This is a genomic window from Pseudomonas sp. NPDC088429, assembly GCF_044753305.1.
GTDB classification, from domain to species: Bacteria; Pseudomonadota; Gammaproteobacteria; order Pseudomonadales; family Pseudomonadaceae; genus Aquipseudomonas; species Aquipseudomonas rustica.
Genome location: NZ_JBIVMX010000013.1, coordinates 17,493 through 29,874 on the forward strand (window position 1 = coordinate 17,493; position 12,382 = coordinate 29,874).

13 protein-coding genes and 1 tRNA gene are annotated in these 12,382 nt (G+C 58.8%); 5 read left to right on the forward strand and 9 right to left on the reverse strand.

Going from position 1 to position 12,382, the window contains the following annotated elements; all coding sequences use genetic code 11:
• Positions 1-65: 65 nt before the first annotated feature.
• Entirely contained in the window at positions 66-2,081 is a 2,016-nt protein-coding gene (gene uvrB, locus ACIP66_RS09875) for an excinuclease ABC subunit UvrB (RefSeq protein ID WP_008083013.1), read from the reverse strand.
• Positions 2,082-2,418: 337 nt separating this feature from the next.
• On the opposite strand from uvrB, the gene ACIP66_RS09880 reads away from it, so the two are divergent.
• Positions 2,419-3,615, forward strand: a complete 1,197-nt coding sequence (locus tag ACIP66_RS09880) for an amino acid aminotransferase (RefSeq protein ID WP_400647515.1) — start codon at positions 2,419-2,421, stop codon at positions 3,613-3,615.
• A gap of 228 nt (positions 3,616-3,843) precedes the next feature.
• Positions 3,844-4,044 (forward strand): hypothetical protein, encoded by a 201-nt coding sequence (locus tag ACIP66_RS09885; RefSeq protein ID WP_053118898.1) that lies wholly within the window; start codon positions 3,844-3,846, stop codon positions 4,042-4,044.
• Here ACIP66_RS09885 and ACIP66_RS09890 read toward each other — a convergent pair.
• Both ACIP66_RS09890 and ACIP66_RS09895 read right to left on the reverse strand, forming a co-directional pair.
• Positions 4,041-4,271, reverse strand: coding sequence for a hypothetical protein (locus tag ACIP66_RS09890; RefSeq protein WP_028624759.1), 231 nt, complete (start codon positions 4,269-4,271; stop codon positions 4,041-4,043). The two genes, ACIP66_RS09885 and ACIP66_RS09890, sit on opposite strands and share 4 nt — an antisense overlap.
• A complete protein-coding gene (locus ACIP66_RS09895) occupies positions 4,268-4,489 on the reverse strand; it encodes a hypothetical protein (RefSeq protein ID WP_172680095.1) in 222 nt (73 codons plus the stop codon). Before ACIP66_RS09895 ends, ACIP66_RS09890 begins: the two co-directional genes overlap by 4 nt.
• A 10-nt stretch (positions 4,490-4,499) precedes the next feature.
• Here ACIP66_RS09895 and ACIP66_RS09900 point away from each other — a divergent pair.
• Positions 4,500-4,575, forward strand: a tRNA-Asn gene (locus ACIP66_RS09900).
• Positions 4,576-4,784: 209 nt separating this feature from the next.
• On the opposite strand, the gene ACIP66_RS09905 is transcribed toward ACIP66_RS09900, so the two are convergent.
• On the reverse strand, positions 4,785-6,308 hold the full coding sequence (locus ACIP66_RS09905; protein WP_053118894.1) for a nucleobase:cation symporter-2 family protein: 1,524 nt from the start codon (positions 6,306-6,308) through the stop codon (positions 4,785-4,787).
• 289 nt (positions 6,309-6,597) lie between these two features.
• Here ACIP66_RS09905 and ACIP66_RS09910 point away from each other — a divergent pair, with 289 nt between their 5' ends.
• Entirely contained in the window at positions 6,598-6,918 is a 321-nt protein-coding gene (locus ACIP66_RS09910) for a BrnA antitoxin family protein (RefSeq protein WP_212550448.1), read from the forward strand.
• Here ACIP66_RS09910 and ACIP66_RS09915 read toward each other — a convergent pair.
• Both ACIP66_RS09915 and ACIP66_RS09920 read right to left on the reverse strand, forming a co-directional pair.
• Positions 6,915-7,748 (reverse strand): arylamine N-acetyltransferase, encoded by an 834-nt coding sequence (locus ACIP66_RS09915; RefSeq protein WP_400647521.1) that lies wholly within the window; start codon positions 7,746-7,748, stop codon positions 6,915-6,917. The two genes, ACIP66_RS09910 and ACIP66_RS09915, sit on opposite strands and share 4 nt — an antisense overlap.
• A gap of 101 nt (positions 7,749-7,849) precedes the next feature.
• Positions 7,850-8,644, reverse strand: a complete 795-nt coding sequence (locus tag ACIP66_RS09920; RefSeq protein WP_282356664.1) for an exodeoxyribonuclease III — start codon at positions 8,642-8,644, stop codon at positions 7,850-7,852.
• A gap of 129 nt (positions 8,645-8,773) precedes the next feature.
• On the opposite strand from ACIP66_RS09920, the gene ACIP66_RS09925 reads away from it, so the two are divergent.
• The gene (locus ACIP66_RS09925; protein WP_400647524.1) at positions 8,774-9,355 is read left to right on the forward strand and encodes a GNAT family N-acetyltransferase; all 582 of its coding nucleotides are present in this window, start codon (positions 8,774-8,776) and stop codon (positions 9,353-9,355) included.
• Between the two features lie 5 nt (positions 9,356-9,360).
• On the opposite strand, the gene ACIP66_RS09930 is transcribed toward ACIP66_RS09925, so the two are convergent.
• The 3 genes from ACIP66_RS09930 to ACIP66_RS09940 form a co-directional block, all read right to left on the reverse strand.
• On the reverse strand, positions 9,361-10,803 hold the full coding sequence (locus ACIP66_RS09930) for a mechanosensitive ion channel domain-containing protein (protein WP_400647526.1): 1,443 nt from the start codon (positions 10,801-10,803) through the stop codon (positions 9,361-9,363).
• 197 nt (positions 10,804-11,000) lie between these two features.
• Positions 11,001-11,627 carry an isochorismate family cysteine hydrolase YcaC gene (gene ycaC, locus ACIP66_RS09935; RefSeq protein WP_053118885.1) on the reverse strand — a complete coding sequence of 209 codons (627 nt, stop codon included), beginning with the start codon at positions 11,625-11,627 and terminating at the stop codon, positions 11,001-11,003.
• A 56-nt stretch (positions 11,628-11,683) separates the two neighbouring features.
• Positions 11,684-12,367 carry an isochorismatase family protein gene (locus ACIP66_RS09940; RefSeq protein ID WP_008084027.1) on the reverse strand — a complete coding sequence of 228 codons (684 nt, stop codon included), beginning with the start codon at positions 12,365-12,367 and terminating at the stop codon, positions 11,684-11,686.
• Positions 12,368-12,382 lie beyond the last annotated feature (15 nt).

Sequence of the window (12,382 nt, forward strand, 5' to 3'; positions counted from 1 at the left end):
AAAAACAAGATCAAAAGATCGCAGCCTTCGGCAGCTCCTACAGGTTTGAAGTCAGGGCGTATTGATCAAACAGCCAAAAGCCGCTCGCGCAGTTTGGCAATCTCATCGCGCATCTGCGCCGCCGCTTCAAACTCCAGATCCCGCGCCAATTGATACATCTTCTCTTCCAGCGCGCGAATGCGCTTGGTGATTTCGCTCGGCGAACGCAATTCGGCTTCGTACTTGGCGTTTTCTTCGGCAGCCTTGGCCATGCCTTTGCGCTTCTTGCTGCGCGAGCCCGGCACGGTGGCGCCTTCCATGATGTCGGCGACGTCCTTGAATACGCCTTTCGGGGTGATGCCGTTTTCCAGGTTGAAGGCGATTTGCTTATCGCGACGACGCTCGGTCTCGCCAATCGCCCGCTCCATCGAACCGGTCATGCGATCGGCGTAAAGAATCGCACGGCCATTGAGGTTACGCGCCGCACGGCCGATGGTCTGGATCAACGAACGTTCGGAACGCAGGAAACCTTCCTTGTCCGCATCGAGAATCGCCACCAACGACACTTCCGGCATGTCCAGACCTTCACGCAGCAGGTTGATGCCGACCAGCACATCGAACGTGCCGAGGCGCAGGTCGCGGATGATCTCGACGCGCTCAACGGTGTCGATGTCCGAGTGCAAATAACGCACGCGCACGCCGTGATCGGCAAGGTAATCAGTGAGGTCTTCGGCCATGCGTTTGGTCAGCGTAGTGACCAGCACGCGCTCTTCGATCGCTACGCGCTTGGAGATTTCCGATAGCAGATCGTCGACCTGCGTCAGCGCCGGACGCACTTCAATCTGCGGATCGACCAGCCCGGTCGGACGCACCAGTTGCTCGACCACGCGCCCGGCGTGCTCGGCTTCGTAGTTGCCTGGCGTCGCCGAAACGAAAATGGTCTGCGGGCTCACCCCTTCCCACTCATCGAAACGCATCGGCCGGTTATCCAGTGCGGACGGTAGGCGGAAACCATATTCGACGAGGGTTTCCTTACGCGAACGGTCGCCCTTATACATCGCGCCAACCTGCGGCACGCTGACGTGGGATTCGTCGATCACCAGCAAGGCATCCGCCGGCAGATAATCGTAAAGGGTTGGCGGCGCGGCACCGGCCGGACGTCCGGACAGATAGCGCGAGTAGTTTTCGATGCCGTTGCAGTAACCCAGTTCGAGGATCATCTCCAGGTCGAAACGGGTGCGCTGTTCAAGGCGCTGAGCCTCGACCAGTTTGTTGTTGCTGCGCAGGTATTCGAGGCGTTCCTGCAACTCGACCTTGATGTGTTCGATGGCGTCGAGCAGGGTTTCCCGAGGCGTCACGTAGTGGCTCTTCGGGTAGAAGGTGAAGCGCGGCATCTTGCGGATGACTTCGCCGGTCAGCGGGTCGAACGCAGAAATGCTTTCGACCTCGTCATCGAACAGTTCGATGCGGATCGCTTCCAGATCGGATTCCGCCGGGTAAATGTCGATCACGTCGCCGCGCACACGGAAGGTCGCGCGGGCGAAATCCATGTCGTTGCGGGTGTATTGCAGGTCGGCCAAACGGCGCAGCAATGCGCGCTGATCGAGTTTGTCACCGCGATCGACGTGCAAGACCATTTTCAAATAGGTTTCCGGGCTACCGAGACCGTAGATGCACGACACCGTGGTGACGATGATCGCGTCTTTTCGCTCCAGCAACGCTTTGGTCGCGGACAGGCGCATCTGCTCGATGTGGTCGTTGATCGACGCATCCTTCTCGATGAAGGTGTCGGACGACGGCACATAGGCTTCGGGCTGGTAGTAGTCGTAGTAGGAAACGAAGTATTCAACGGCGTTGTTCGGGAAGAACGCCTTGAATTCGCCGTACAACTGCGCGGCGAGGGTTTTGTTCGGCGCCAGCACCAGCGTCGGGCGCTGAATCTGCGAGATGACATTGGCGATGCTGAAGGTCTTGCCCGAACCGGTCACACCGAGCAGCGTCTGGTGCGCCAGCCCGGCTTCGATACCCTCGACCAATTGGCGGATGGCTTCCGGCTGATCGCCGGCGGGCTCAAAGCGAGTGACGAGCTGGAATTCGGACATATACACCTCTGGGATCGCGGCGTTCCGCGCAAAGCGGAGCACCACGGGGACAACCGCAAACGACCGGTGTCGCGCAAGAAAAAACCTGGATTGTGCTCAATGTGGTGGCGATTGCCTCTGCTTTCAAGGCAAACGTCCTACATCCGGTAAAGTCTCTGACACGACCAATCGACTAACGGTCAAGAAATAATCGCAAAAACTTACCTGAAAAGCCGAATCGCCTGTCGCCATTGCTCGCAGATGGCCTCTATACTAGCTCCCCGTTTGTGCACCGCTCTAGTGCATTCGGCTGGAGCGCCACACGTCCCTCCACTATCCATTCAGAGCCGCCGTAATAATGAGCCTGTTCTCCGCTGTCGAAATGGCACCCCGCGATCCAATCCTGGGCCTCAACGAAGCATTCAACGCCGATACCCGGACCACCAAGGTCAACCTGGGCGTTGGCGTTTACTGCAACGAAGAGGGGCGAATTCCACTTCTGCGCGCCGTTATTGAAGCCGAGACGATTCGCGTCGCTCAACACGCTTCGCGGGGTTACCTGCCGATCGATGGCATCGCCGCCTACGACCAGGCCGTGCAGAAACTGCTGTTCGGCAATGACTCGCCGCTGATCAGCGCCGGTTGCGTCATCACCACTCAGGCCGTCGGCGGTACTGGCGCCCTGAAAATCGGTGCTGACTTCCTCAAGCAACTGCTGCCGAACGCCGTCGTGGCGATCAGCGACCCGAGCTGGGAAAACCACCGCGCGCTGTTCGAAACCGCCGGTTTCCCGGTGCAGAACTACCGTTACTACGACGCTGCCACCCACGACGTTAACCGTGCCGGCATGCTCGAAGACCTCAACGCCCTGCCGAACGGCTCGATCGTTATCCTCCACGCTTGCTGCCACAACCCGACCGGCGTCGACCTGACCCCGGCGGACTGGAACAACGTGCTGGACGTGGTTAAAGCCAAAGGTCACGTGCCTTTCCTCGACATGGCGTACCAGGGTTTTGGCGACGGTATCGACGAAGATGCCGCCGCTGTGCGCCTGTTCGCTGAATCCGGCCTGACTTTCTTCGTCTCGAGCTCGTTCTCCAAGTCGTTCTCGCTGTACGGCGAGCGCGTTGGCGCCCTGTCGATCATCAGCGAATCGAAAGAAGAAAGCGCGCGCGTGCTGTCGCAAGTCAAACGCGTGATCCGCACCAACTACTCCAACCCGCCGACCCACGGTGCAAGCATCGTCGCTGCGGTGTTGAACAGCCCGGAACTGCGTGCACAGTGGGAAGCGGAACTGGCGGAAATGCGTCAGCGCATTCGCGGCATGCGTGAGCAGATGGTTGCCCTGCTGGCCGAGAAAGCCCCGGGCCGCGACTTCAGCTTTGTGGGTCGTCAGCGCGGCATGTTCTCTTACTCGGGCCTGACCACTGAACAAGTGCATCGCCTGCGTAACGAGTTCGGCATTTACGCACTGGATACCGGCCGTATCTGTGTGGCTGCGCTGAATCAGAGCAACATCAAGGCTGTAACGGACGCGATCGTTCAGGTCATCTGATAACGCTGCGTGATGAAAAACGGGAAGCCTTGGGGCTTCCCGTTTTTTATTTGTCCGAAGGAATGCAACATTCCCTCTAAACTGCACACAAATCCAAATTGTAGGAGCAAAGCTTGCTCGCGATAGCGGTGGTTCAGCCAGTGATGATGGCGACTGACCAGACGCCTTCGCGAGCAAGCTCTGCTCCTACAGGTTATGAGTCAACCTGCGAATTCTGTGAGAAACCCAATGAAAAACGACAACCTGCGCGCCGACCGTGACGATCTGGATGATTTCATCCCCCGCGCCTCGGCCAAACGCGAAAAAAGCCTGGTGCTGCAAGTGGCGGCCGGGGTGTTTCTTGGCGGTCTGGTGCTGTGGCTGGTGCAACTGGCAGCCACGGCGGCTTACGCCAAACTGATGCTCGGCACCATTACCTTCGGCAGTTAAGCCAATTCGGTGGCGCGCTGACTGGCGGCATCGTCATACGCGACGTACAGCGATTCGGCGATCTGGCTCTTGATCGCCTTGGCGCTTTCCAGACCGAGGACAAAACCTTCGGCCTTGCCGCCAGCGCGATTCAGTTCTTCAGCGGTGCCGGCCTGAGTGATCGCATCGAGGAGTTTTTCGGCGTGAGGGCCGACGCCTTTCGGCAGGCTGATTTGCGCGATGCTCATGCGAACACCTCGCTGTTGCGGGACTGACAGATCATGTGATGCATGGCGCGTACCTTTTCGGCGGATGGCCGGTAGCGCGTGTTACCACTTCCGGGCGGCCATGGTAGACCTCTGGCGAGAATCTGGTAACCGCCAATCGCTGACAAACCACCATTCATCCCGGCAAATCGTTCAATTTCACAATCGATGCTTGACTTCTCTTTTTGAATCAGTAACATACGCACCAATTCCGCAATAGCTCAGTTGGTAGAGCAAATGACTGTTAATCATTGGGTCCCTGGTTCGAGTCCAGGTTGTGGAGCCAAATAGCAAAGCCCCTGAATCGAAAGATTCAGGGGCTTTTTTGTGCGCGCTCGAAAAGATCAAAAGATCAAAAGATCGCAGCCTTCGGCAGCTCCTACAGGGGATAGGTGTTTTCATGTAGGAGCTGCCGAAGGCTGCGATCTTTTGATCTTCAAACAAAAAGGGCCGATCTGATTAACAGATCGGCCCTTTTCCATTCAGCTAAAGCCGTCAGACATGCTCGCTGCTTTTCACCTGCACTTTCGGCGCGCCATGGCCGTGGTCGTGATCATCCGGCTCGATCACCGGCACTTCATTGCCGTCGCAGTCATGCAGTTTGCCGTCGCTGAAGTAATCGCCTTCGCGCAGCGCATCCAGATCGCGATAACGCAGAGTCCGCTCTTCCGCCGCCGCAAACACCGACTGTTGATCGGAGTTGCCGGTGGTGAAATGGTTGAACGCCAGGTTCAGCAGGATCGCCATGATCGCCGACGAGCTGATGCCCGAGTGGAAAATGGTCGCAAACCAGCTTGGGAACTGATCGTAGAAGTTCGGCGCGGCAATCGGGATCATGCCGAAACCGATCGAGGTGGCGACGATGATCAGGTTGACGTTGTTGCGATAATCAACCTTCGACAGCGTACGAATACCACTCGCTGCCACAGTACCGAACAGCACGATACCGGCGCCGCCGAGTACCGAAGTCGGTACCGCTGCGATAACCCGACCCATGAACGGCAGCAAGCCAAGGATCACCAGGAATACGCCGCCGGTGGCCACCACATAACGGCTCTTGATCCCGGTGACCGCCACCAGACCAACGTTCTGGGCGAAAGCGCTCTGGGTGAACGAACCGAAAATCGGCGCAAACATACTCGACAGCATGTCCGCACGCAGACCGTTACCCAGACGCTTGGAGTCGACCTTGGTGCCGATGATTTCACCGACCGCCAGAATGTCCGCTGAGGTTTCCACCAGCGTCACCATGACCACGATGCACATCGACAGGATCGCGGCGAAGTGGAAGGTCGGCATGCCGAAGTGGAACGGCGTCGGAAAGCCGAACATCGGCCCGGTGGTGACGTTGGAGAAGTCCGCCATACCGAGGAACACCGCCAATATCGTACCGATCACCATGGCCAACAGGATCGACAGACGCGAGATGGTTGAGCTGCCGACTTTGCTCAGCAGCAACACCAGCACCAGCGTCACCGCCGCCAGACCGATGTTTTGCATGCTGCCGAAGTCCGGCGCATGACTGTTGCCGCCCATCGCCCAGCGTGCGGCCACGGGCATCAGCGTCAAGCCGATGGTGGTGATCACGATACCGGTGACCAATGGCGGGAAAAACTTGGTGATGCGCGAGAACACCGGCGTGATCAGCAAGCCGATCAGCGATGCCGCAATGACGGCGCCAAGCACCGACTGGAAGCCGCCCTCCCCGCCACTGCTGACGATCGCGACCATGGTCGCTACGCCGGAGAACGACACGCCCTGTACCAGCGGCAACTGACAGCCAAAAAACGGTAGACCCAGGGTTTGCAGCAGCGTCGCCAGCCCCCCCGCAAACAATGAAGCAGCAATCAACAAACCAATGTCTGCCGGCGACAGGCCGGCCGCCTGGCCGATGATCAGTGGCACCGCAACGATACCGCCGTACATGGTCAGAACATGTTGCAGGCCGTAAGCCATATTCGCGCCGACCCCGAGATTTTCGTCCTCGGGCCGTTGGTGTGAAACATGGGGCGTTTTCATGGTGGGGGGTTCCCTGGTTTTTGTTATGCGCACACTGTATTCAATACTCAGGACAAATGTCCATAGAGTTGTATACAACTTGTCAGTCACAAAATGGATAGGTAGCCATCCAAGCTTCTAGCCCGCGCCTCGCAACGCCCACAAATCCGGCAATACATCCCTGCCTGCATCTGCGCCAACGCCCACTAGGCTGAAGTGTTCATGGCGACCGACGGTGCGGTCGCAGTCTTTTTTATACATATTAAATATGCATAATGATTTTGAGTATTTTGTTAAAGAGATTTAACCAATGAAAGACGAATATGACTTCTCCCAAGGCAAACGCGGCGCTGTGGCGTCGACCAAGGGCAAAACCCGGATCACCATCATGCTCGACGATGCCGTCATCGACGCCGCACGCACGGTGGCGGAGAACGAGGGGTTTGGTTATCAGACGGTGATTAACAACACGCTGCGCCATGCTTTGCTCGATGCCGAAAAGCACGACCAGGACGATCCGCTGCAATTCAGCAAAGGCATTACCGCCGCCGATCTCAAGAGTCTTGAGAAAAAATTGTCGGCAGCGGCCGGGGAAATTCGCCGGGTGCTGGAGCCGGATGCCAAGCCTTAGGCTTTGGCCGGTACGATCATTCGTTCGAGGGAATGCCGTGTATGCGGCACGTCCGGCAGGTGAATGCCGAATTCCTGCTCCAGCAGTTCGATCAATGCCGCCACCTCGGTGATTTCGCGCCGCTCGCTGCTCGCGCCCATGCGATGAAGGGCGAAACTGCCGTTGTTCAATGTTTTGCGCCAGCCATCACCGGTACGCGCCGCCATCAGGCGCTGAGTAAACGGTGAGTCGGGATGGGCCGAGACGTACCAGTTGCCGATGGTGAAATCGATGTCTTCCTGGCGCTGCAGGTCGAACAGGTACATCGGCCGCCACTCGCCGGCGACGTTGGCTTGCAGCATGTAGCCATCGGCTTGTTTGTCGATGCGATAGGGTTCGTGCGGGGTGGTTTGCTCATCTTCGGTGTCGAGAACTAAAGGCGCGGTCGGCACCATGCCGCCGAAACCGACGTCGGTGATGTAGCGCACGCCGTCGAGGGTGACCAGACTCAAGCGGTGCGTGCGCGCCGTCCAGCTTCCTTCCGGCTGATTCATCACCACACGGCCGCTGATGGCGCGAGCGTCGAAGCCCAGCTCGAGCAGCAGGGTGAAGAACAGATTATTCAGCTCATAGCAGTAGCCACCGCGACCGCCGAGCAGGATTTTTTCTTCAATGGACGGCAGATCGATCAGCACCGGTGCGCCAGTAATCGTCGCCAGATTCTCGAAAGGAAAGACCCCGGTGTGGCGCCATTGCAGCAGCCGCAAGTTTTCCAGCGTCGGCGCTGGCGGTGCATCAAAACCCAAACGTTGCAGGTACAGCTTCAGGTTCGTCAGGCGTGGCTCGCTCATTGCTCAATCCTTTTGCATGGGGCCGCAGTTCACTGCGTTGATGGTCGCCATGTATACGGGATCAGCCACTGAGTTCGACAATTGATTTCGCCAATCGCCTGCTAGCGCTTTTTGCGTGAGCCGATGCGAATCCACGTTGGCGCATGGTCACTGGCGTGCGGTTCATTGCGCACCCACGCGTCTACGCCGGCCTCGTGCAGATACGGGCTCAATGCCGGGTTGAGCAGCAGATGATCGATGCGCAAACCGGAGTTGGTTTGCCAGTGTTGGCGGAAGTAATCCCAGAAAGTGTAGAGGCGATCTTCGGGGTACAAATGCCGCAGCGAATCCGTCCAGCCTTGATCGAGCAAGCGCTGATAACACTCGCGGCTCTCGGGTTGCAGCAAAGCGTCCTTAAGCCATGAGCGGGTGTTGTAGATGTCCATGTCGGTGGGCACGACGTTGTAATCACCGGCCAGCACCACCGGGTGATCGCTGCTTTGCAGGTCTTTCGCGTGGCGGATCAACCGTTCGAACCACGCCAGTTTGTAATCGAATTTCGGCCCCGGCTGCGGATTGCCGTTAGGCAGGTACAGGCAACCGACCAACACGCCGTGCACCGCCGCTTCCAGGTAGCGACTGTGCTTGTCGTCGGGATCGCCCGGTAAACCGCGACGGCTCTCCAGCGGCTGCGCATCTCGGGCAAGAATCGCCACACCATTCCACGCCGCCTGACCTTGCCAGATCGCCCCGTAACCGGCGGCTTCCAGCTCGGCGGCGGGGAATGCCGAATCGACCGATTTGAGTTCTTGCAAGCAGGCGATGTCGGGTTGCTCGCGTTTGAGCCAATCGAGCAGATTCGGCAAACGCGCGCGTAAACCGTTGACGTTGTAGGTAGCGATCCGCAGGTTTTTCATCGGCTGAGGCTCCTGCCCGTGGGCTGTGAAAATTGTGACCGCGTGAACATCGCAGCGGTTGCATCGGATCCATCCGCTGCGGCGTAATAGGCGCTCGCCCTTCGCCCGCTCTGCCGAGACCTGAATCCCATGCCAACCACGCTGCAAGGTCAGCGCATCCTTCTGCGCCCGCTTGAGTATTCCGACGCCGCCGCCCTGCTCCATGCGGCTGCCGACGGCGAATTGTGGAACCTCACCGTGACCGTCGTGCCATCAGCCAGCACCGTCGACAGCTATCTGAAAAAGGCCCTCGACGGCCGCGAGGCCGGCACGGTGATGCCGTTTGTCATCGTCTTGAAGGAGACCGGCGAGGTGATCGGCTCAACACGCTTCTGGAAGATCGATCCGCTCAATCGCAAGCTGGAAATCGGCAGCAGCTGGATCTCGGCGAGCTGGCAGAAATCCTTCGTCAACACCGAAGCCAAATACCTGATGCTGCGCCACGCCTTCGAAGTGCTCGATTGCGTGCGCGTGCAGTTCACCACCGACGAGAACAACCAGAAGTCACGCCAGGCGATCCTGCGTCTCGGCGCGCAGCAGGAAGGTATCGTCCGTCATGAACGGATCATGCCGGACGGGCGCAAGCGCAACTCGGCGCGTTTCAGCATCATCGACGACGAATGGCCGCAAGTGCGCGCGCACCTGGAACAGAAACTCGCCGCCTACGCATAAAACACTCAGGCGCGATTGCGCAGCCATTGCAGAAAGCCTTTTTTCGCCACCACCACCGGCGCCTCCTCGGTCAGCGATTGCGCCTTGTGCAGGCGATAATCGAGCAAGGTTTTCATCGCATCGCTGATGTCGTGGCGAGCATCGAGGCACGGCTTCAGGTAAGTCTTCTCGATGCGGTACAGGGCGCAGAAGGTTTTCGCGGCAAACTTGGCCGGCACCGATGAATCGGAAAGGATGCCCGCCTCGCCGATCACTTCGCCCGGGCCCATGCGCCCTGACTCGAACGGCGTGCCGTGGCGGGTCAGCGTCACTGTGACCACGCCCGATTCGATGATGAACAAGTGATCGCTGACCTCCCCCGCCTCCAGGATCGTCTCGCCAGTGCGGAAATTTTGCAGGGTCATGTTCTGGCTGAAGGTTTCTTTCTCTTCCTGACGCAGCGTCGAGAAGATCGGCGAACTGTCGAGCAATGCCCGTGGCCGCGACAGGTTGCTCGGCGCGCTGCTTTCATCGCTCGACAGCAGATTGACCCCGGACGCCTGCAAGTGCCGGTACGCCAGATCAAACAGCTGATTGCGCACCACGCGTTTCTCGCCCATCGACGCGACGAAACCGCTGATCTCGTATTCCGCGCCGCTGCTGCCGGAGCTTTTCAGCGCGACATTCGGCGCCGGGTTGTCGAGTAACTGCCGACAGCCCTGCATCGCCCTTTCCAGCGATTCGATCACTGAACTGGGCCGCGCATGCGGGCTGACCTGCACGCTGACCGCGACGCCGAACATATTGCTCGGCCGACTGAAGTTGATGATCTTCGCCTTGGCCGCCAGCGAGTTGGGAATCACCGCCATGCTGCCCTGACTGGTTTGCAGGCGCGTGGCACGCCAATCGATATCGGTGACCCGGCCTTCGGTGCCGTCGATGGAAATCCAGTCATCCAGTTGATAAGGCTTGGTGGTATTGAGGACGATCCCGGAAAACACATCGCTGAGCGTGCTCTGCAAGGCCAGACCGACGATGATCGCCAAGGCGCCGGAGGTTGCCAGCACGCCTTTGACCGGCAGATCGAGCACGTAGGCCAGCGCCGCAATAATCGCGATAAGGAAAATCACCGCGCCGAGCAGATCCTGCAACAACCGCCCGGTGTGGCCGACCCGCTGCATCATCACCGCGCCGATCAACACCGTCAGCGTGCGCGCGCCGAATAGCCACCAGCCAATCTGCAACCCGGTCGCCGCCAGGTGCAGCGGCACGTTGTCGACCCACGGCGCGGGCTCCATCGGGTTGAGGCCTTCGTTGAACAGCAAGATGCTGAACAGGGTAAAAATCAGCACGCGCACCAGCAGTTTCCACTCGCTGCCACGGGAACTGATCAGGCGCCACAGACCGAGATCAAGGAGGATCAGGACCAACGCGCAAAACAACGGGTGTTCGGTCAGCAGAGACAGCATCAAACAACTCCGACGGGGGCCAATCGCGAGAAGATCGCACAGATTGGGGAGAGTGTAGGAGTAATTGATTTCACAGCATGAACACACCCGCAAAAAACCCACAAAACCCTGTAGGAGCTGCCGCAGGCTGCGATCTTTTGATCTTCAAAAACAAAGTCAAAAGATCGCAGCCTGCGGGGGTTTGCGAGTGGCGCGGGTTATTTGTCGTTAGACAGGCTGTTATAGCTGGTGAACAGGTTGCGGTAGTCCGGGATGTGGTTGGAGAACAGCGTGCCCAGCCCTTCAACGTCGTTGCGCCAGTCGCGGTGCAGCTCGCAGGCCAGACCGAACCAGGTCATCAACTGCGCTCCCGCCGTGGACATACGATTCCACGCCGATTCGCGGGTCAATTCGTTGAACGTGCCTGAGGCATCGGTCACCACAAACACATCAAAACCTTCCTCTATCGCCGACAGTGCCGGGAATGCCACGCAGACCTCGGTCACCACGCCAGCAATGATCAGTTGCTTCTTGCCCGTCGCCTTGATCGCCTTGACGAAATCTTCGTTGTCCCAAGCGTTGATCTGGCCTGGACGAGCGATGTACGGCGCATCCGGAAACAGCGCTTTCAGCTCAGGCACCAGCGGGCCGTTGGGGCCGGTTTCGAAACTGGTGGTGAGGATTGTCGGCAGTTTGAAGTACTTGGCCAGATCGGCCAGCGCCAGCACGTTGTTCTTGAATTTGTCCGGATCGATATCGCGCACCAGCGACAGCAGCCCGGCCTGGTGATCGACCAGCAGCACCGCAGCGTTGTTCTTGTCCAGACGTTTGTATTGAGTGGTCATTGCAGTAATCCTCGCGTGTTGTCGAGGCCGACGGGGGTCGGCCTCGGGAGACTCGATCAGCGTTGGGAATCCAGCACTTCGTGTTCGTTCGCGACTTGCTGAGCCTTGAGGTAGCTCTCGATCAGCAATTGATAATGCGGCATGGCCTGGGCGTAGACGGCCGCCCACTGCTCGGCATCGGGACGGTTCCACGAGCCTTGCAGCTCGGAAAGCGTAGCCATGATGTCGATCGGCACCACCCCGGCCTGGGCCAAACGGGCAACTGTCAGATCAGTGGCGAGTTTGGAGTGATTACCGGACGCATCGACCACGGCAAAAACCTTGTAGCCTTCGTGCACGGCAGCGATCGACGGGAACGCCAGGCAGACGCTGGTCAAGGTGCCGGCGATCACCAGGGTTTTCTTGCCAGTGGCTTTGACTGCCGCGTGAAACTCCGGGTTATCCCACGCGTTGATTTCGCCCTTGCGCGCCACGTATTGCGCATGCGGCGCGGCTTCGTGAATTTCCGGAATCAACGGCCCGTTCGGCCCTTGCGGCACGGAAGCGGTGGTGATCACCGGCATCTTCAGCAGGGTCGCCGCTTTCGCCAGCGCTACGGCGTTGGCGCGCAGTTGCGGCACGTCCATGTCCTTGACGATCTGGAACAGACCGCTCTGGTGGTCGATCAGCAGCATGGCTGCGTCGCTGGCATCGATGGTTGGTTTCTGGCCGTCGAAGTTCGCGGCATTGACAGTGTTCATGTGCGTGTCCTCTTT